General features: G+C 42.2%; 12 protein-coding genes and 1 pseudogene. 11 read left to right on the forward strand and 2 right to left on the reverse strand.

What is annotated here, in order from left to right:
* Position 1: 1 nt before the first annotated feature.
* From murD to tuf, 9 genes are all read left to right on the forward strand, one after another.
* Positions 2-1,552, forward strand: a complete 1,551-nt coding sequence (murD, locus tag BFS05_RS04935) for a UDP-N-acetylmuramoyl-L-alanine--D-glutamate ligase (RefSeq protein WP_103084879.1) — start codon at positions 2-4, stop codon at positions 1,550-1,552.
* Positions 1,553-1,703: 151 nt separating this feature from the next.
* The gene (locus tag BFS05_RS04940) at positions 1,704-3,119 is read left to right on the forward strand and encodes a peptidoglycan glycosyltransferase FtsW (RefSeq protein WP_374703771.1); all 1,416 of its coding nucleotides are present in this window, start codon (positions 1,704-1,706) and stop codon (positions 3,117-3,119) included.
* A 141-nt stretch (positions 3,120-3,260) separates the two neighbouring features.
* On the forward strand, positions 3,261-4,454 hold the full coding sequence (locus BFS05_RS04945) for a UDP-N-acetylglucosamine--N-acetylmuramyl-(pentapeptide) pyrophosphoryl-undecaprenol N-acetylglucosamine transferase (RefSeq protein WP_103084881.1): 1,194 nt from the start codon (positions 3,261-3,263) through the stop codon (positions 4,452-4,454).
* 86 nt (positions 4,455-4,540) lie between these two features.
* Positions 4,541-6,103 carry a UDP-N-acetylmuramate--L-alanine ligase gene (gene murC / locus BFS05_RS04950; RefSeq protein ID WP_103084907.1) on the forward strand — a complete coding sequence of 521 codons (1,563 nt, stop codon included), beginning with the start codon at positions 4,541-4,543 and terminating at the stop codon, positions 6,101-6,103.
* 123 nt (positions 6,104-6,226) lie between these two features.
* On the forward strand, positions 6,227-7,450 hold the full coding sequence (locus tag BFS05_RS04955) for a cell division protein FtsQ/DivIB (RefSeq protein WP_219726418.1): 1,224 nt from the start codon (positions 6,227-6,229) through the stop codon (positions 7,448-7,450).
* 347 nt (positions 7,451-7,797) lie between these two features.
* Positions 7,798-8,169, forward strand: coding sequence for a 30S ribosomal protein S12 (gene rpsL, locus BFS05_RS04960; protein WP_003813881.1), 372 nt, complete (start codon positions 7,798-7,800; stop codon positions 8,167-8,169).
* A 3-nt stretch (positions 8,170-8,172) separates the two neighbouring features.
* The gene (gene rpsG, locus BFS05_RS04965; protein WP_075523050.1) at positions 8,173-8,643 is read left to right on the forward strand and encodes a 30S ribosomal protein S7; all 471 of its coding nucleotides are present in this window, start codon (positions 8,173-8,175) and stop codon (positions 8,641-8,643) included.
* Between the two features lie 42 nt (positions 8,644-8,685).
* Positions 8,686-10,815, forward strand: coding sequence for an elongation factor G (gene fusA / locus BFS05_RS04970; protein WP_103084882.1), 2,130 nt, complete (start codon positions 8,686-8,688; stop codon positions 10,813-10,815).
* 168 nt (positions 10,816-10,983) lie between these two features.
* Complete coding sequence (gene tuf, locus BFS05_RS04975; RefSeq protein WP_103084883.1) at positions 10,984-12,183, forward strand: elongation factor Tu; 1,200 nt, start codon at positions 10,984-10,986, stop codon at positions 12,181-12,183.
* Positions 12,184-12,735: 552 nt separating this feature from the next.
* Here tuf and BFS05_RS04980 read toward each other — a convergent pair.
* Positions 12,736-14,124 carry a hypothetical protein gene (locus BFS05_RS04980; RefSeq protein ID WP_258004261.1) on the reverse strand — a complete coding sequence of 463 codons (1,389 nt, stop codon included), beginning with the start codon at positions 14,122-14,124 and terminating at the stop codon, positions 12,736-12,738.
* Positions 14,125-14,717: 593 nt separating this feature from the next.
* Positions 14,718-15,794, reverse strand: coding sequence for a virulence RhuM family protein (locus tag BFS05_RS04985; protein WP_103084884.1), 1,077 nt, complete (start codon positions 15,792-15,794; stop codon positions 14,718-14,720).
* Between the two features lie 115 nt (positions 15,795-15,909).
* Between BFS05_RS04985 and BFS05_RS04990 the strand changes: the two are divergent.
* Both BFS05_RS04990 and BFS05_RS04995 read left to right on the forward strand, forming a co-directional pair.
* A pseudogene (locus tag BFS05_RS04990) lies at positions 15,910-16,845 on the forward strand (ORF6N domain-containing protein); the annotation flags it as partial.
* A 1,403-nt stretch (positions 16,846-18,248) separates the two neighbouring features.
* The gene (locus BFS05_RS04995; protein ID WP_103084885.1) at positions 18,249-20,048 is read left to right on the forward strand and encodes a SpaH/EbpB family LPXTG-anchored major pilin; all 1,800 of its coding nucleotides are present in this window, start codon (positions 18,249-18,251) and stop codon (positions 20,046-20,048) included.
* Positions 20,049-20,409 lie beyond the last annotated feature (361 nt).

Below are 20,409 nucleotides of genomic sequence, written 5' to 3' on the forward strand. Positions count from 1 at the left end.
TATGGAAGGCGTTTCTAAAGATTGTCGTAGTGAATTCCAATTCCATAAAGTTCTTGTTGCTGGTTTAGGTGTTTCAGGCCGTGGTGCCGTTGAAGTTTTGCGTGCAATAGGTGCAACTCCTATTAGTGTGGATGAAAATAAGCCTGACGCAGATTTGCATAATTTTAATGAAATTAATTGGTCGGATATCGATGCTGTAGTAACGTCTCCAGTTTTTAATCCTCGTACGCCATTTTTGCAAGAAGCTGCAAAACGTAATATTCCTGTAATGAGCGAAGTTGAGCTTGCTTGGCGTATTCGCGTAAACTCACAAAAAACTAATTCTCCTGCATTATGGGTTGGTATTACTGGTACTAATGGAAAAACGTCTACTACAGAAATGACGTCTTCTATGCTTTGCGCATGCGGTTTGAACGCTCCTGCGGTTGGAAATATTGGTCAATCTGTATCTCATGCAGCTTTAGAAAAAAATCATGATGCATTATGCGTTGAGCTAAGCTCATTCCAATTGCATTTCACAGATTCTTTAAGTCTTGATTGTGCGGCGATTACTAATATTGCTGCTGATCATTTAGATTGGCATGGTGGCATGGATGCGTATGCCAAAGATAAATCTAAAGTTTTTAATCGCGTAAAAAAAGCGCTAGTTTATAATGCTCAAGATTCTAGAGTTACAGCTTTAGCTCATGAAGCCAAAGTTGGAAATGGTTGCAAGCTTGTAGGTTTTACTTTGGATTCTCCTAAAAGTGGAGAAATTGGCGTTGAAAACGGATGGATTGTAGATAGAAGTGGAATTTCTGGTAAAGAAATAGGCGAAGCTAACAAGATTGTTCTCGTCAAAGATTTAAAGCATTTATGCGAGCCAGACGGCACGATTTATCCGCATCTATTAGCTGATGCTTTAACTGCATTAGCTTTAACTCTTGGATTAAATGTAGACCTTAGTGAAGCAGTTCAAGCGTTATGCGAATTTGCTCCTGGAGGGCATAGGATTCAAACAGTTGCAACTTTTGAATCTCAAGATGGACTTTTTGAACATAGTATTCGTTTTGTGGATGATTCTAAGGCTACTAATGCGCATGCTGCTGCTGCTTCGTTGTCAAGTTTTGCTAAAAAATCGGTTGTTTGGATTGCTGGTGGATTAGCAAAAGGTGCTCATTTTGAAGATTTAGTTTCTTCTCAAAAAGATATTATTAAAGCCGTTGTTGTTATTGGCACAGATCAACGTCCTATTATTGAAGCTTTGCATGCTTCAGATGCTGATATTCCTGTTTCAATAGTTTCTCCGGACGGATCCTCTGTATGCTCTTATGAAAAAATAGATGATTCTTTGCTTAAAACTATTGAAAATAATCCTGTAATTGCTTCTAGTGCATCACTAGGTGAGAATGTTATGCACAACGCTGTGGAAGCTGCTGCTAGCTACGCTAAGGCGGGCGATGTTGTGCTTATGGCTCCTGCCTGTGCTTCAATGGATCAATTTATTTCTTATGCAGACCGCGGTAATCGTTTTGCTAAGGAAGCTCAACGATGGGTACAAAATCATGTCTAGCAACAAGTTATCTAATATTTTGAACGCTTTGAAGCGTGGTGTTAGTGGTGTTGCTAGGAATGTTGGTAAGAATGTTAGTAGCGCTGCTAAGAATGTTAAAAACAATATTGAGAATATTGGAAATAATATTGGGAATGACATCGGCAACAATATTGGATTAGGCAAAAATAAATCTAATAAAACCAATAGCAAAGATAATAAAACTTATAAATCCGATAAAACTTATAAATCCGATAAAACTAGCAAATCCGATAAAACTTATAAAAAACCGCGAAAGTCAGCTTTTAGTAAATATATCGGTGTGCGCAGTATTTTTAATCCGGTATGGTGCTTGTATGGCCTGCGTTTATCTATAGCTGTTCTTTCAGTATTCGGCGTTTTTATGGTTATTTCTAGTTCGTCTGTGACGTTAATTAGTAATAATCTTTCACCTTGGGCACAGGGCTTAATGCAAGGCCGTTTTTGCATTATTGGATTCGTAGCGTATATTGTTTTAGCTTGTATGCCGCCTAATTTTTATAAGAAAAAAGTAGGCGTTATATACATAGTTGCTGTTGTAATGCAAGCTTTGACTTGGATGCCAGGTTTAAGGCACGAAGTTAATGGTAATGCTGGTTGGATTAAGATTGGACCTATTACTTTACAGCCAGCAGAAATCACTAAACTTGCTTTGTGTATCTGGCTGCCGATGGTATTAATTGCTGCTGCAAAGCGTTATAAACATATTGGTTTTAAAGCTTATTGGCCGGTTCTTTCAAGTCTTGCAGTACCGCTTTTGCTTATTGTTGCTGGTAAGGATCTTGGTACTGCGCTTATCGTAATTTTTATAGCATTTATATCTTTCTTTATTGGCGGATTCCCTATAAAAGGTCTTTTAACAATTACTTTATTAGCTGCGCTTGGCGTGCTGTTAATGGTTGTAACAAGCCAGAATCGTATGCGAAGAATTTTTGCTACTCTTTATGGTTGCGATGCTAAAGATATTCGCGGAGTTTGCTTCCAATCAATACACGCTCAATACGCTATGGCTTCTGGAGGATTTCTAGGAGTAGGTATTGGTAATTCTCGTGAAAAATGGAATTATTTGCCTTACGCGCATAATGATTTTATTTTTGCAATTATTGGTGAAGAAATGGGATTCTTAGGTGCCTCTATTGTTATTGCGCTTTATGTTGTTATTGGATGGTGTTTGATTGTTTCCGCTATAAAATCGCGCAGTAGATTTATTTCTATGGTTCTTGTGTGCATTGCGGCTTGGATTGTTGGTCAGGGTTTGGTGAACATTCTTGTTGTTGTGCAATTATTGCCTGTTATGGGTGTTCCTATGCCGTTTGTGTCTGCAGGTGGATCATCGCTTGTTATGTGTTTGGCTGCAGCTGGAGTTGCGGATGCGCTAATACGAGCAAATTTGCGCACGCTTATATCTGATAGTTCAGTCGATGGCACTTTTAGCACACATGCATTTAGCTCAATAGCGGACGGTCCAAATGCGGATGGGTTGAATGCTGATGGGTTGAATGCGGATGGTCTAAATGCGGATGGTCTAAATAAAAAAGGATTACATTAAATTAAAGATTTAGTATGAGATTTAGAAAAATCTAATGTGATTTAGAAAAATCTAATGAGAGATTTATTTGGAAATCTAGTGTAAAATATTAGGAAGTTTTGTGATATTTCCATTGTGTTTCAATGTGGATTAGGGGTATCAATGGTAGCAAGTATTAAATCGCATGCGCATATAGTTCTAGCAGGAGGCGGAACTGCAGGGCACGTAAATCCGCTATTAGCAGTAGCAGATGCCATAAAAGAGCGTGATGAAGATGCTTTAATTAGCGTTATAGGCACTGCTGTCGGCTTGGAAAAAGATTTAGTTCCTAAAGCTGGATATGAGCTTGATGTTATAGAAAAAGTACCTTTCCCGCGTAAGCTGAATATGGATATTATCAATTTCCCATTTAAGTGGTTACGCGAGCGCAAAAAAGTGCGTGATATTTTAATTTCTCGCAAAGCTGACGTTGTTGTTGGTTTTGGAGGATATGCTTCAGCTCCGGTTTATGTTCAAGCGCATGCGCAGAATATTCCTATTGTTGTTCACGAGCAAAACGCAAGAGCTGGTATGGCAAATAAATTAGGCTCTAAATGGGCTGCTATGGTTGGATCAGTTTATGAGTCAACTGGACTTAGAACAAAGTCTGGCGTTAGTGTTGAAAGAGTTGGTTTGCCTTTGCGTCCGGCGATTTCGCAATTGTGCATTGAACGTTCTGCTGATTGTTATGCTGCGCGCGTAGAAGGTGCTTCGCATTTGGGATTAGATCCTTATCGTCCAATAATACTTGTTACTGGTGGTTCTCTCGGTGCTGCAAGTATTAATCGCGCTGTTGCATCTGCGTCCGATGATCTACTTAAAGTTGCACAAATCATACATCTAACGGGCCGAGGAAAAGCGGAATCAGTTAGAGCGTTAGTATCCGTGCATTCTAGTTCTTCGAATATTAATGATATTAAGCCTGAACATGCAGGTCTTGGGGATTATCATATAGCGGAATATTTAGAGCGAATCGATTGGGCTTTTGCGTGTGCTGATTTAGTTATTTGCCGCGCTGGTGCTGGTACCGTGGCAGAAATTTCGGCTCTTGGATTGCCTGCAATATACGTTCCTTTGCCTATTGGTAATGGCGAGCAGCGCTTTAACGCACAACCTGTTGTTAATGCTTCTGGTGCTGTTATGGTAGAAGATTCCGATTTTACGGATAAATGGCTAAGAACTGAAGGCGTGAAGTTGTTAAGCGATAAGAAGCGCTTAGAAGATATGAGCGATAAATCGTGGAGATATGGCATTCGTAATGCTGCAGACGTTATGGCACAGAGAATTCTTGAAATAGTTGAAGAAGGAAGAAAATAATTATGAGCGAAATTGCAAGTGGTAATCCTGCGTGCGAAAATTCTGGTAATCCTGCTAATGGGGATGCTGGGGATGCTGGGGATTTTATGAATGGGAATGCTGTGGATTCTGTAGATACAGTGCGTGCAAATTCCATGGATCCTGTGCGTGAAGCTTTCGATTCCAATCAAACTATATCTTCCTTAGGGCGTGTTCATTTCATCGGAATCGGCGGATCCGGAATGAGCGTTCTTGCACAAATGCTTCATGAAGATGGTGTGGAAGTAAGCGGCTGCGATCGTGAAGAAAACGATCATACTAAGCATTTTCGCGATTTGGGAGTAAAAATTTATATAGGTCAGTCGGCTTCACACGTTCATGACGCAGACGTAATTGTCTATTCGAGCGCGATTAAGCCTACTAATCCCGAGATTGTTGAAGCTTTCAATAAAGGCGTGAAAATAGTTCACAGAAGCGATATTTTATCTTTGCTTCTAAGAGAAAAGCGCGGAGTTACTGTAGCTGGAGCGCATGGTAAAACAACCACTAGCTCATTGCTGTCGCATATTCTTACAACTCAAGGCGTGGGGGAGTTAGCTGACCCAAGTTATGCTATTGGCGGATCGATTCAAGCAGATAATGGTGCTGTATTGGATGGGGGGCATGCTGGATCTGGATCTGTAATGGTAGCTGAAGCTGATGAATCTGACGGTAGCTTTGAAAAATATCACCCTTATATTTCTATCGTCACAAATGTTGAAGCAGATCATTTAGATCATTATGGGAATGCTGAAAATTATCGTGCAGCTTTCGTAAAACATCTTTCTAACGCTGAAAATCATATAGTTTTGTGTGCTGACGATGAAGGCGCTCGCATGGTATTGGAGCTGTTGCCTGAATCTTTGCTTTCTAAGACTATTGTTTACGGATTGGCAAAAAATTGGCCTAATGAAGTAAGTAAGCGCGTTTCTGATTCTGTTTTGTTTGCTGGAATTGAGCATGAAGATGAGAAAGCTGGTAGCGGTAAAGAAGTATTTTCATTGAAATTGCCGGCAAAGATTGCTGGCTATAGTGGGCGAGTTTTGCCTGTGAGTTTAATGATTCCAGGATTGCATAATGCTCGTAACGCTTCTGCTGCTATTATTGCGGCAATACTATTGGGCTTAGATCCTGATCTTGCCGCCAAAGGTGCCTCGGATTTCCTTGGTGCTTCTAGACGATTTGATATTCGCGGATGTGTTAATAACGTTACTGTAGTAGACGATTATGCGCATCATCCTACTGAAATTGAAGCTTTACTTAAGGCCGCTCGTAGAAGGTACCCTGATTCTAATATTAGAGTATTATTCCAGCCGCATTTGTTCTCTCGCACGCGTTCGTTTGCTCACGAATTTGCTTACGCTTTAAGTTTTGCGGATGACGTTATTGTTACTGGAATTTTCCCTGCGCGCGAAAAGCAAGAGGATTTCCCAGATATTCATGCCGATACGATTGTTAATGCTTCTCATGAAGACGGTTTGAAAACTCGCATCGAAGCTGTAGAAGATATGAATGAGGCTGCTGAGATTTTGAGTAATCGCGCTAAGTCTGGCGATGTTCTTTTTACTGTTGGAGCAGGAAGTATTACTAATATGACATCTGTTATGCTTAAAAGCTTGAGTTTAGAATAGAAAAATTATGGCTTGTGTAAGGTCTTGTGTAGTTCTTATGTAGGGTTTATGTAAGGTTTTATGTAAGGTTTTATGTAAGATTAAGTAAGTCTTGTAATAACACTAAAGATACGTAGGTATGGTATGTCGCGTACGATATTTGGCAAATCTAATGATGACAATTCGCGAAAACGTAAGTCTTCGATTCGCAGAACTGTTTCTAATGCTGCTGGAAAAGAATTTGATACGCCTGTAAAACCTAGAGTTAGGGTATCTAAAAGTAGTTTATGGACTTCTAATAAAGATTCTGGGATTGTGGATTCTGGGATTGTGGATTCTGGGGCTGCGAATTCTGGGGCTGCGAATTCTGGGGCTGATTCGTATAATTCTTCTAGTTCTGTCTCAAAGTCTGCCTCTAAGTCTGCTAGGTCTGCTTCCAATTCGTCTAATTCTGCTTCAAAGTCTAATTCCTCTAAAAGCGAAAATTCATACTCTTCTAGCGCATCCCAATTTTCGGCTTTTGTAGATGCAAGAAAATTAGCTGTTGCGGATTTTGCATCCAAAATACTTTCTGGAACTATCAGCCCATTAGGCGTAGTTTCTCGTCCGAAAGTTATTGACTTTAAAGATCGTAAAAAAGAACGCACTTCTGTAAAAGTTCGCACAATTGCAATCAGAGTTTTATACGTATTGATTGCGCTTGTAGTAATATCGTCTTTAGTATGGCTGCTATTTTTATCCCAAGTTTTCCGGTTAGAAAAAGAAAATATCAGCATTTCTGGGGCCAATGAATGGGTGAGCGAAAAACGAATTTCAGATATTGCTTCAGGTCAAATCAACAAATCCTTATTCTTGGTATCCTCGCAGGACGTTACTAACCAGTTGAATGATATACCTGGTGTTACAGAAGCAAAAGTCAAAAAAGAATTTCCAAAAAGCCTAAAAATTACTGTTATTTCTCAAAGGCCAGCTGCAATGCTGAAAACCAAATATAACGGAAGTTTAACAGCTGTTGACGTTAAAGGGCGTGTGCTGAACGTGGTCACGAACGCTTCGATTCAGGGCATACCGGTTATAGAAGTTAATGATGTGAATAAGGGCTTGAATACTAGAGCTGTTTTAGAAGCAATAAAAGTAGTTAGCTCGATGTCTGAGTCTTTAAGAGCGAAAATAACTAAAGTCAGCGCGCAAACTCAGGATTCTGTAAAAACTCAATTAGGTACTCCTGGCAGAGTTATTGTTTGGGGAGATTCATCTGATTTGAAATTGAAAAATGCGATTGTAGAGAAAATCATTAACGATCCAAGTAAGATTGGCAACAAAACACAGTTGGATGTTTCTGCTCCAACGCGGCCGATACTTAAGTGATGCTGGGACTAAGTTGTATCGTATTTTTTGCTCTCGGTTTTTGTTTCGGATTTTGTCTTAGATTTTTTGTTTCGGATTTTTCTCTCTGTTTTGGTATCGGATTTTTTGTCTTAGCTTGTTGTATAATAGTAATTCGTGTGTGCCAACGGCGTGCCTTATGTTATAGGCGTGCGTGTTGGGATATCCCAAGTGCTGAAGATAGCGCGCAGTAATGTGTGGCTGGAGGCGCGAGGGCCATCGGGCCGGTGGACTGTGGCTTTTACTTCTTAACCGATTCATGCGTTAAGGTGTGCTGCAGTGTGGCGGTTTCACCAAATAGAAGATATCAATGAATCGGAGAACTTAAGTTGCCTACGATTGAACAACTCGTCCGTAAGGGACGTCAGGCCAAGCCAAAGAAGTCAAAGACTTTGGCCTTGAAAGGTAGCCCGTTGCGTCGTGGCGTGTGCACCCGTGTGTACACCACCACTCCTAAGAAGCCAAATTCCGCGCTTCGTAAGGTTGCTCGTGTGCGCCTCAGCTCGGGTATTGAAGTAACCGCCTATATTCCAGGCGAAGGTCATAACTTGCAGGAGCACTCCATCGTGCTCGTGCGTGGTGGCCGTGTGAAGGATCTCCCAGGTGTGCGTTACCACATCGTGCGTGGCGCATTAGATACCCAGGGTGTCAAGGACCGCAAGCAGGGTCGTTCCCTGTATGGAGCAAAGAAGGCGAAGTAAAACATGTCACGTAAAGGACCTGCAAAAAAGCATCAGTTGCTTCCTGATCCAATCTACGGCTCGACCGTCGTGGCTCAGTTGATTAACAAAATCCTTCTCGATGGTAAGAAGTCCATCGCAGAAAACATCGTCTACACCGCTCTCGAGCAGGTGAAGGCAAAGACCGAGCAGGAGCCAGTTTCTGTTTTGAAGCGTGCTCTTGATAACATTCGACCAAGCCTTGAGGTTCGTTCCCGCCGCGTCGGTGGCGCAACCTACCAGGTTCCAGTTGAAGTTAAGCCTGCCCGTGCAAACACTTTGTCCCTCCGCTGGCTTACCGACTTCTCCCGCGCACGTCGTGAGAAGACAATGGCTGAGCGTTTGGCTAACGAAATCCTCGATGCCTCCAATGGCTTGGGTGCTTCTGTGAAGCGTCGCGAAGATACCCATAAGATGGCAGAGGCCAACAAGGCCTTCGCTCATTATCGCTGGTAATCCACAAGATATTAGGTATCGTAAAGAGCTAAGGAAAAAATTATGGCACAAGATGTGCTTAACGACCTGAATATGGTTCGTAACATCGGCATCATGGCTCACATTGATGCTGGTAAGACTACCACCACCGAGCGTATTTTGTACTACACCGGTAAGAACTATAAGATCGGTGAAACGCACGATGGTGCTTCAACCATGGACTTCATGGCACAGGAGCAGGAACGCGGTATTACTATTCAGTCCGCAGCAACTACCTGCTTCTGGAAGCGTCAAACCCATGACACTGATGATCGTTACCAGATCAACATCATCGATACACCAGGACACGTCGACTTCACCGCTGAGGTGGAGCGTTCTTTGCGCGTTCTTGATGGTGCTGTTGCTGTTTTTGATGGTAAGGAAGGCGTGGAGCCTCAGTCTGAAACCGTATGGCGTCAGGCTGATAAGTACAGCGTCCCACGTATCTGCTTCATCAACAAGATGGATAAGCTTGGCGCTGACTTCTATTACTCCGTCAAGACAATCAAGGAAAAGCTTGGCGCAACGCCACTTGTTATTCAGCTTCCAATCGGTGCTGAAAACGACTTCCTTGGCGTTGTTGACTTGATTCGTATGAAGGCTTACGTCTGGAATGACGTTAAGGACGATATGGGTGCTCACTATGACACCGTTGACATTCCTGCAGATTTGCAGGAGCGTGCAGAACAGTATCGTGCTGAGCTTATGGATCAGGTTGCTGAAGCTGACGATGAGCTGGTTGAGAAGTATCTCGAAACCGGCGAACTTACTGAAGAAGAAATGCGCGCTGGTATCCGTAAGCTTACCATTGAGCGCAAGGCCTTCCCAGTAACTTGCGGTTCTGCATTCAAGGATAAGGGTGTTCAGCCAATGCTGGATGCTGTTGTCGACTTCCTCCCAAGCCCAGAAGATGTTCCATCTATTAAGGGCTTCAAGCCAGGCGACGAATCCGTTGAAATTGACCGTAAGCCAGTTAATACTGATCCATTCGCAGCTTTGGTCTTCAAGATTTCAACCCATCCATTCTATGGAAAGCTCGTGTTTGTGCGCGTTTACTCTGGCGAAGTAAAGCCAGGCGATTCCGTGTACGATTCCACGAAGTCCAAGAAGGAACGCGTTGGTAAGATCTTCCAGATGCATGCCGATAAGGAAAATCCTGTAGATTCAGCTGAAGCTGGTAACATCTACACCTTCGTTGGTTTGAAGAACGTCAGCACTGGTGATACTTTGTGCGACGAAAAGAACCCAATTTCTTTGGAATCCATGACATTCCCAGATCCTGTTATCGAGGTTGCTGTGGAGCCAAAGACGAAGGCTGATCAGGAAAAGATGAGCTTGGCTTTGGCTAAGCTTTCTGATGAGGATCCTACATTCCAGGTTAAGACTGATGAGGAATCCGGTCAGACTTTGATTTCCGGTATGGGCGAGCTTCAGCTTGACATTATCGTTGATCGTATGCGTCGTGAGTTCAAGGTCGAAGCGAACGTTGGTAAGCCACAGGTTGCTTACCGTGAGACGATTCGTAAGGCTGTTATGAACCAGGAATACACTCACAAGAAGCAGACCGGTGGTTCTGGTCAGTTCGCAAAGGTTTTGATGAACTTCGAACCTCTCGACACAGAATCCGGCGAAACTTACCAGTTCGTCAACGAAGTTACCGGCGGCCACATCACCAAGGAATTCATTCCTTCAATCGATGCAGGCGTGCAGGAAGCTATGGAATCCGGCGTTTTGGCTGGCTTCCCAGTTGTGGGCGTAAAGGCAACCGTCACCGACGGTCAGACCCACGATGTCGATTCTTCGGAAATGGCCTTCAAGATTGCAGGTTCCATGTGCTTCAAGGAAGCTGCTCCTAAGGCTAATCCGGTAATTCTCGAACCAATTATGGCCGTCGAAGTCCGTACTCCAGAAGAGTACATGGGCGACGTTATGGGCGATTTGAACTCTCGTCGCGGTAACATCCAGTCTATGACTGATGCCACTGGCGTGAAAGTTATCGATGCCAAGGTACCGCTGAGCGAAATGTTCGGCTACATTGGCGATCTTCGTTCCAAGACTCAGGGCCGCGCAATGTTCACCATGCAGATGGACTCTTACGCGGAGGTCCCGAAGGCCGTTTCGGACGAGATTATTAAGGCTCAGCGCGGCGAATAAAGCGCACGCTACTTCGGTGTTTTCTGTCCCCGGTCAACGCTAGAATTTCTAAGTTGACTGGGTTCTGGCACCGAAGTGGCACCTAACCCAGAAACCCAGTAAATATGTAGCGAGATGCTTCACATAAGATTGTGAGGCAAACTACTAGACGTCCAGGAGGACAAACACATGGCAAAGGAAAAGTACGAGCGTACTAAGCCGCATGTTAACATTGGTACCATTGGCCACGTTGATCACGGTAAGACTACCTTGACCGCAGCTATTTCTAAGGTGCTGCATGGCGAATATCCTGATTTGAACCCACAGTACGACTTCGATCAGATTGATGCCGCTCCAGAAGAGAAGGAACGCGGTATTACCATCAACATCGCACACATTGAGTATCAGACGGCTGAACGCCACTATGCTCACGTGGATGCTCCAGGCCACGCTGATTACGTTAAGAACATGATCACCGGTGCTGCTCAGATGGATGGCGCAATCCTCGTTGTCGCTGCTACCGATGGTCCTATGGCTCAGACTCGCGAGCACGTGTTGCTTGCTAAGCAGGTCGGTGTCCCGAAGATTCTCGTTGCTTTGAACAAGTGCGATATGGTTGACGATCCAGAGCTTATCGATCTCGTTGAAGAAGAGGTTCGTGACCTCCTCGAAGAAAACGGCTTCGATCGCGACTGCCCAGTCATCCGCACCTCTGCTTACGGTGCTTTGCATGATGAAGCTCCAGATCACGAGAAGTGGGTTGAGACCGTCAAGGAGCTCATGAAGGCTGTTGATGAGTACGTTCCAACTCCAGTTCACGATCTTGATAAGCCATTCTTGATGCCAATCGAAGATGTGTTCACCATCTCCGGTCGTGGTACCGTTGTCACCGGTCGTGTTGAGCGCGGTAAGCTCCCAATCAACACCCCAGTTGAAATCGTTGGTTTGCGTCCAACTCAGACCACCACCGTTACCTCCATCGAGACCTTCCACAAGCAGATGGATGAGGCCGAAGCTGGCGATAACACCGGTCTTCTTCTCCGTGGTATCAACCGTACCGACGTTGAGCGTGGTCAGGTTGTGGCTGCTCCAGGTTCTGTGACCCCACACACCAAGTTCGAAGGCGAAGTTTACGTCTTGACCAAGGACGAAGGTGGCCGTCACTCGCCGTTCTTCTCCAACTACCGTCCACAGTTCTACTTCCGCACCACCGACGTTACTGGCGTTATCACCTTGCCAGAAGGCGTTGAGATGGTTCAGCCTGGCGATCACGCAACCTTCACTGTTGAGTTGATTCAGCCAATCGCTATGGAAGAGGGCTTGACCTTCGCAGTTCGTGAAGGTGGCCGTACCGTTGGTTCCGGTCGTGTAACCAAGATTCTTGCCTAGTATTTTCTAATTTCTTGATTTTCGGATTTTCTGACTTTCGGACTTTCTGATTTTCTGAATGAAAGATGAAAGTTGAAAGCTGAAAGTTGAAAGTTGAGAACTGAAAACTGAAAATATTAGCTAAGGCTTTTATTGAAAAGACCTCGTGGGCTTTTGCTCGCGGGGTCTTTTTGGTTTTGTTTACTTTTGGGGTGTGTTGGTAAACAAAATCGGGGTAGTGTTCTCGGTTTTGTTTACTTATTGGGTGTGTTGGTAAACAAAATCGGGGATGTGTTCTCGGTTTTGTTTACTTATTGGGTGTGTTGGTAAACAAAATTGGGGAAAGCTTGTTTGTTTGCTCGCTTACGAAACTCGCAATGCAATACCGAATAAATCACACTGCCTTCGTTAGTAGGAACGAAGGCAGACCTCGCTTGCGTTGAAAGCGCGCTGTGCTTTCAACTTTAAGCAAGCTCGGCGCTTCGAGTTGCCTTCGCACGCTATATCGCAGTGCTCAGGCAGGTCGTCGCGCTTATAGCGCGTGTTGACATGTGCATATTCTAATATTTTTTTTTACACATGCACTTTTGGAACGCCTGCAGATAACAGTTTTTGCTCCAGGCTTTTAGGATTTATAACATCTGCGAAATCAAATCGCACAATATTACTTGCGCCGCAATCGTATATATGTCGTTCTCTATCACGTTCTCGCCTAACAGAATCGCGATCATATATAAGATTTTTGTTTAAGTTAGCATTGTCATCAATAAAATTATCTGAATTTTTCCCGCATGCAATTAAATACTTATCGGTGCCATCTAATTCTCCAACTATTAGATTTCCATTAACTTTCCATGCAAAATCAGCGCGAATTGGCCAATCTGGATTGTTGTTATTTGGGAATTCATATTGTAAATATGGTTTAACGAATCCTAGTTCAATCATCGCAGCTCTAGCCAAAGATTCTCCGGCATTTTCGCTTTTTGATGACGCAAAGTCGCAAAGAATACGCAGTCGTGCAAAAATGTCATTTTCATCAATGTTTGCAAAATAAGGGTTTTGAGATTTTTTAAAATACTCGTTATTGTAGAAGGATTGAGCGCTTTGTTGGTATCTCGCAAATTTGTAAAATTCGATACAAGTGTTGTAAATTTTCTTAAGATCCATGCCATTTCGAGCTGCTGAGTCGAAGGTTGGTAGTGCAGTTTTAAATGTATTTGTCCAAGCTTCAACAAATAGAGTGTTGTAAATACTGGCAACATGATTTATTGCGTTTTCTTTTTGATCTTTAACATGTCCGAATTCTGAAGTTTTTAGTGGCATTATGCTGTCATTCGATGCCGTATACGCTCGGCTAGTAGCTGTCAATTTTGCGTCGTTGTACTTTTTATGGCAGTCTTCTAGCCTGATTCCATTGTCATCTTCAATAATATCTGGAAGATGAATGCGCTTAAGTTGACGTTTCGCTAGTTTTATTGCATCTTTCTGATTTGTTGATTCAGTATGTTTATCTGCGTATGGGCATGATACGTATATGTTTATCTTCTTTGACTGATTGCTGTATTCTTCAACTACGTCGAGTCCTAATAGTGCTGCGGCAGTTTCTCCGGTAAATTTCCATTCTTTTATTTGTATTTTCTGTGTAAGAGATGTAGCTATATGACGTACTTTTTCATTGTGCCAGAGGTTTTCCCAGTGTTCGCGTCTTGCATATAATCCATAGTAAGGTTCAATTAGATAGCGTGATTCTAAGTGTTTGCGCAGTGTTTTACGCGATAGTGTATTCGAGGCCATAAAGCATGAGCCTTGATTTTCTGCTTCTAAAATGTCTGAAAGTGTTTTTGAATATTTCATGATGATGATGTTATTTTTATCTTTTACTATGTGCAAGAGATTTTGGTTAATGTGGTCAGAAGTTATGTTCTGTCCACATACCTTTATTTTGGTTGACAAAAGTACCATGTAGTGGTATGCGAGTGCGAGCATAAGTAAACAAATTAGGGGCGCGACGACCTGCCTGAGCACTGCGATATAGCGTGCGAAGGCAACTCGGAGCGCCGAGCTTGCTCAGGGTTGAAAGTCCAGTGGACTTTCAACGCAAGCGAGGTCTGCCTGAGTCAGTAAATACGAAGGCAGGGTGATTTATTTGGTATTGCATTGGGAGTTTCGTAAGCGAGCTAACTAGCGAGCTTCTTCTTGATTTTGTGGACTTATTGGGCGTGTTGGTAAACAAATTCGGGGGAGGGTTCTTGGTTTTGTTTACTTATGTGGTGTGTAAGTAAACAAATTCGGGGGAGTGTTCTTGGTTTTGTTTACTTAGGTACCTGATATGTACCAATTTTTCTGCGTCAGTGTCAGATTTTGCTTACAGCGTGATTAAGTAGTAAAAATATCGATTTTGGGGTAAATTACGGTAATAAAAATTGCCGATTTTGGGGTAATTTGCTAAAATAAAAATTGTCGATTTTGGGAAGAAAGGCGGAATTGCAATGGTTTGCGAAGGTGTCAACTAGATTTCCGCAATTTTCGACGCTATTCCAGCGTTTTTCAAGTCGCTACTTACCATTTTTGTGTTTTGTATCGTTTTCTGCAGCGGTTTTGACGGTTGCAGCGGTTTTAGCGGTTTGTTCAAGATTCTTTATTGTAGCGAGATAAGATTCTTCAACTGGTGAAAGGTTGTTGACAATAAAACGCTTATATTCCGCGGTTGCTTTTTCAAGTGCTTGCTTGTGACTAATTTTGCCATTATCTAATAAAATCTGTTCCCCTGTAGCAGAAAGTATGTTGTCTAAGCATTTCACGTAATCGCTCATATGCATAGGATTATGGCGGATCGCTTGTATTTCCGCAAAATCAAAATATCCAGAAACAATACGATTAAGAACTTTTAGTTCGTCTTCTTTTAGATAATTTTTAGCAATACCAATATCTCTAGCGGCTGGAAAATCCCCAGAAAATGTAGTAAGTCCCATAAATGGCTTGTCTGCATCCGCTCGCTCATAAATCACTTCGGCCGCTGTATGCCCATGAGCAGCATAGTGTAGCTTATTTTGCACAATCTTAAAGAACGCTACTGATTCTTGACTTTTCGGATCATAATCCACACTAGTTGCGTACAAATCAAGCACTTGACGATACATGGCCTTTTCAGAAGAGCGAATGTTGCGAATTCGTTCTAAAAGTTCCTTCCAATAATCACCTCCTCCGAGTTCTTTCAGTCGCTCGTCATCCATGGTAAAGCCTTTAATAATGTACTCTTTGAGGCGTTCTGTTGCCCAACGGCGAAAATTGGTTGCGATCTTTGATTTTACGCGATATCCAAGCGAAATAATCATGTCGAGATTGTAATGCGGTATTTGTCGCGTGACTTGCCGTGTGCCTTCCAAACGAACTTGTCGGAAATTCCGACAGGTTGAATTTTCGTCTAGCTCGTTCTCTTCATATATATGCTTAATATGCTCAACAATGTTAGTGCGAGATGTCTGGAAAAGCGTGACCATTTGTTGCTGCGTAAGCCACACTGTTTCGTCAACAAATCTCACGTTTATTTTTGTTTTGCCGTCTTCAGCTTGGTAAATAAGCATATTTCCTTGCTGGTTATTTTCACTTGTTGTATTTTTCTCTACTGTCATGTTTATTCCCCCCTCGATTTTTCTTTATTTAGAACATTGTGCCATGTACCTTTTCTATTTTCTATGTGCACCTATTTTAGCAGTAGCTTTATTGGAACTTCACTATTTTTTTTTTAAAAGGAATATTGAAAAATTCGATGACGATTTTATGTTCCAATTAACCGATGAAGAAGTATATGAACTTTCAAGGTGCCATTTTGGTACCTTGAACGATGAAGAAGTATATGAACTTTCAAGGTCGCATTTTGCGACCTTGGACAAAAGGCAAGGCAGAGGCAGTAACATTAAATACAAGCCATATGCTTTTACAGAACAGGGCATCTATATGCTTATGACTGTATTAAGGGGAGAACTGGCAGTTAAGCAAAGTAAGGCCTTAATACGAATGTTTAAGCAGATGAAAGACTTTATTGTTGAAAATAGAGACTTTCTTAGCTCAAAAGAAATGACGCAACTGTCATTGCAAACAAGTCAAAATACAAATGATATAATGCAGCATTCAAAAGAAATAGCAAATATAAACGATAAAATTAGCACATTGGCAACAAAAGAAGATTTGAAAAATGTAATGGATAATTTTATAGATAGTAACACCTACAAGCATTTTCTTTTGCTGAATGGAGATAAGATAGAAGCGGATGTTGCCTATACAAAAATATATAAGTCGGCAAAGAAAAGCATTTATGTTATAGATAATTATATAGGTCTTAAAACTTTGGAACTTTTAAGGGCTGCAAGAGATAACGTACAAATCATAATTTTTAGCGATAATGTAAGAAATAAAGATATGCTTACAAAAAATATTTTAGATGATTTTAGAAAAGATTATACTAACATAGACCTGAATCTGAAGGTATCCGATAAAAAATACCACGATAGATATATTGCACTAGACTTTGGGGCAGAAAATGAAGCCTTTTATCTTTGTGGAGCGTCATCAAAGGATGCGGGAAATAAAATATCGAGTATTACCCGAATAGAAGAATCATCGAAGGATATGTATCATACAATGTTTGCTGGAATGTTAAATAATAAGAATTTGAAAATTTAATACACGCTTAACGGATTAGACAATTGTATGTGATTTAGATAGTTATATTTGTATGGTTCTGCTTTTAAGTAAGGCGGTAGAATCGAAAATCTATTGTCTTTTTAATTGCTGCAAATTAGAGTACAGCATTTGCGCGCTTACGAAACTCGCAATGCAATACCCAATAAATCACACTGCCTTCGTTAGTAGAAACGAAGGCAGACCTCGCTTGCGTTGAAAGCGTACTGTGCTTTCAACTTTGAGCAAGCTCAGCCGAGCGGCAATTAGCCGTGAGGATAGACGTTACGCTCTCGTGAGGTACGTGGTTTTTATGCTTGTGCTACTAGTGCTTGGATTCTTAGTTAAGTTTTGATTCCCAATAGGATTGGATTATGCGAAAGTCTGTTTAGAATCGCTCCACTCTTATATTGCTCGACCAAGCAATCCTTATCCCTCACTACTACCTGGTAATGCACACATAAGAAAATACGTGGGCGAAAAATCTTAAATCTCTGCCTAATTAATAGCAAAGCAGGTCGTCGCGCTTATAGTGCGTGTTGGTAAACAAATTCGGGGAGGTGTTCTTGGTTTTGTTTACTTATTGGGTGTGTAAGTAAACAAATTCGGGGGAGGGTTCTTGGTTTTGTGTACTTAGAGTGCGTGTAAGTAAACAAATTAGGGGCGTGACGACCTGCCTGAGCACTGCGATATAGCGTGCGAAGGCAACTCGGAGGCCGAGCTTGCTCAGGGTTGAAAGTCCAGTGGACTTTCAACGCAAGCGAGGTCTGCCTGAGTCAGTAAAGACGAAGGCAGGGTGATTTATTTGGTATTGCATTGGGAGTTTCGTAAGCGAGCTAACTAGCGAGCTTCTTCTTGGTTTTGTTTACTTTTAGGGTGTGTAGGTAAACAAAATCGGGGTAGGGTTCTTTATTTTGTTTACTTTTGGGGTGTGTTGGTAAACAAAATCGGGGGGGGGGAAGCTCGCTTGTTCGCGCGCACGAAACTCGCGTTGGAAACGCAAGCGAATTGACGCAATAAGTATGGGGGCAATTAACGCAATAAGTATGGGGGCAAGGGGGGAGTTATTTGTATTAAAAATGAAAAATTTTTTTGTTATATTTTTAGTACAGGCCCAGAAAACGTTGGTATTATTGACAAACCTGGGGGGGGGGGTATCAATTTGCTAGTATTAACAAGCTTTTGTTGGTGTTTTGAAACGCAAATTTGTCTAGCGTCGAAGTAGTCTATTTAGTATAAATAAGGTTAAGTGTGTGCGTTTAGCCTTATAACAAATGATTATACAACTAACAACAGTGAACATTTGCAATGAATGGAAGATGTTATTACGTTGGCGATGTTTTATGATCATTGAAATTAACAGGAATAAATCTCGCAAGAGATTACAATTTTACAATCGAGGAATTATGGGTACAAAACCAAATTCATTAAAGCGCGCGGTAGCACTCATAGCCGCTGCATGTACACTTGGCACCTGCTGCATCGCCGGATCCATCGCATGGGCTAATGGTGAAAATAATGCCGACAGTGCAAATACTGCAAACATTGATTCTAATAAAAAAACTTCTATAATCATTCACAAGTACCAAGGTCCTGCAACTTCTACTAAATCTGATGGCTCTGTGAAACCTTTTGCCAATAAAGGCGATCTGCTTTTCGGTAAGAAGCCAGTTAAGGGCGTTGTGTTCAAGGTTTGCAGGGTCGAGCTTGCAACAGGCATTGCTGAAGATGACAAGAAGATTGATTTGTCTAAGGCTGAAGGCTGGGAGAAAATCAAAGATATTCAGAATCTCGACCCTTCTACTAAGAAGGCTGCTTCATTCTTAGAAGGCAATTCTCCTAAATTCAAATTGGTTGATAATTGTACAGATACTAAAACAACTGGTGAAGATGGTTCCGCAAAGTTTGAAAATCTTGACGAATCGCTTTACTACGTTGAAGAAACTGACACAAAAGGTGCTCAAATTAAGGATGAAAAAAACAATTGGAAGTCTGTAACTGTTACTGGTAAGGTTGATCCGTTCTTCATCACAACGCCTTTGCCTCACAAGACTCCTACTTCATGGGAATGGTTGTACAACGTTGATGTGTATCCAAAGAATGATACAAGTGACGACGTTCCTACTAAAACGCCAAAGACTCCAACCAAGCTTTATGTTGATAAAGATGGTAGCACTGTTATTCCGTGGGATATTTCTATTCCTTTGACGCCTCCTTCTGACAATAAAGCTTATAAGAAGATTGGATTCATCGATGCTCTTCCTAAGGGTTTGACGTATAAAGACGTATCTGACGTTACGCTCGTTAAGAAAGCAAAGACGTCTGCTACTGCTGAAGCAACTGATGTACCGCTTGCTGTAACTACTGACTACACGGTTACATCAACAGAAAAGACTGAGTCGGCTCCTGCGAAGGTAACGTTTAACCTTTCTGCTTCGAGATTGGAAGAGATCTCCAAAGATTTCGGCACCAATACTTACGTTTTGAAGGTCACTTTAAACACTAAGGTTACTAAGGGAACCAAGAACTTCTCTAACTTTATTACTGGCTGGATTGACGACAGCAAGATTGGTGATGGTGACGAAAACAACCCATGTGTCCCAACTGCAGATAATCCATGCGATAGTAATCCTCACGGCACTTCGCATTTTGCTACCTTGAAGATCACCAAGGTTAATGATGCTGATACTAAAGAGAAAGGCAAGAAGCCATTAAAGGGTGCAGAGTTCACTGTTTATCCAGTTACAGAAGGTACAAAGCTTACTGATGTTTCAGGTGAGAACGTAACTAAGGAAACTATCGAAGGAAAGCTTGATAAAGGCAAGGACGATGCCAACGCTATTAAGCTTGCGGCAACTGATAATGCGGGTGTAACGACTGCAGACTTGTTCATTGGAACTAATGATGTTGCTTCCAAGATCTACTGCGTTGTTGAGACCAAGGCTCCTGCCGGCTTCAAGAAGGATGAAAAACCTCACTGCTACGAGGTTAAAGTAGAAACCGAAGCTCAGGCAACAACAGGTAATACTGATAACGCTCACGAGATCGTTAATTCCCAGGCTACTGAACTCGACAAAATCCTCGGCAACTTGCCTATGACTGGTGCTCGCGGCTTGGTGATTTTGACGGTTTGCGGCATTGTTGGCATCGCTGGCACGTTCTTCTACATTGTGATGAAGCGTCGCAAGGAGCAAGAAGCCGAATAGTCGGGAAGCTGAATGCTTCGAATTATTCGATACTGAATTATTCAATACTCGAATTATTAATACGATGTTTTGAATAGTTTTGTGGATTTGCGCAAACTTGGCTTGTAAGCGCTGACTTTTAGCCAGACTTACCGGCCAAGTTTGTGTGTTAACACTTCGGCAAATCCGGGAGGTTTGATAGTCCAGCGCTTCAAATAAATCCGGAGCGCTCTAGAGAACACTATCGGTTTATTGGTAGTGTGGGATAAGAATTGCTTGGTCGAGCAATATAAAAGCGAAGCGCTGTCCTCACGGCTAATCGCCGTTCGGCTGAGCTTGCACGGAAAGTCCACTGGACTTTCCGTCTGAGCAAGCTCACGCT

Source organism: Gardnerella coleohominis (assembly GCF_002896555.1).
Taxonomy (GTDB): Bacteria; Actinomycetota; Actinomycetes; order Actinomycetales; family Bifidobacteriaceae; genus Bifidobacterium; species Bifidobacterium vaginale_F.

Coding starts and splice junctions, on each gene's coding strand:
- BFS05_RS04955 (WP_219726418.1), top strand. CDS start 6,227: ATGTCGCGTACGATATTTGGCAAATCTAATGATGACAATTCGCGAAAA.
- fusA (WP_103084882.1), top strand. CDS start 8,686: ATGGCACAAGATGTGCTTAACGACCTGAATATGGTTCGTAACATCGGC.
- BFS05_RS04980 (WP_258004261.1), bottom strand. CDS start 14,124: ATGGTACTTTTGTCAACCAAAATAAAGGTATGTGGACAGAACATAACT.
- BFS05_RS04945 (WP_103084881.1), top strand. CDS start 3,261: ATGGTAGCAAGTATTAAATCGCATGCGCATATAGTTCTAGCAGGAGGC.
- BFS05_RS04995 (WP_103084885.1), top strand. CDS start 18,249: ATGGGTACAAAACCAAATTCATTAAAGCGCGCGGTAGCACTCATAGCC.
- murC (WP_103084907.1), top strand. CDS start 4,541: ATGAATGGGAATGCTGTGGATTCTGTAGATACAGTGCGTGCAAATTCC.
- rpsG (WP_075523050.1), top strand. CDS start 8,173: ATGTCACGTAAAGGACCTGCAAAAAAGCATCAGTTGCTTCCTGATCCA.
- tuf (WP_103084883.1), top strand. CDS start 10,984: ATGGCAAAGGAAAAGTACGAGCGTACTAAGCCGCATGTTAACATTGGT.
- murD (WP_103084879.1), top strand. CDS start 2: ATGGAAGGCGTTTCTAAAGATTGTCGTAGTGAATTCCAATTCCATAAA.
- BFS05_RS04985 (WP_103084884.1), bottom strand. CDS start 15,794: ATGACAGTAGAGAAAAATACAACAAGTGAAAATAACCAGCAAGGAAAT.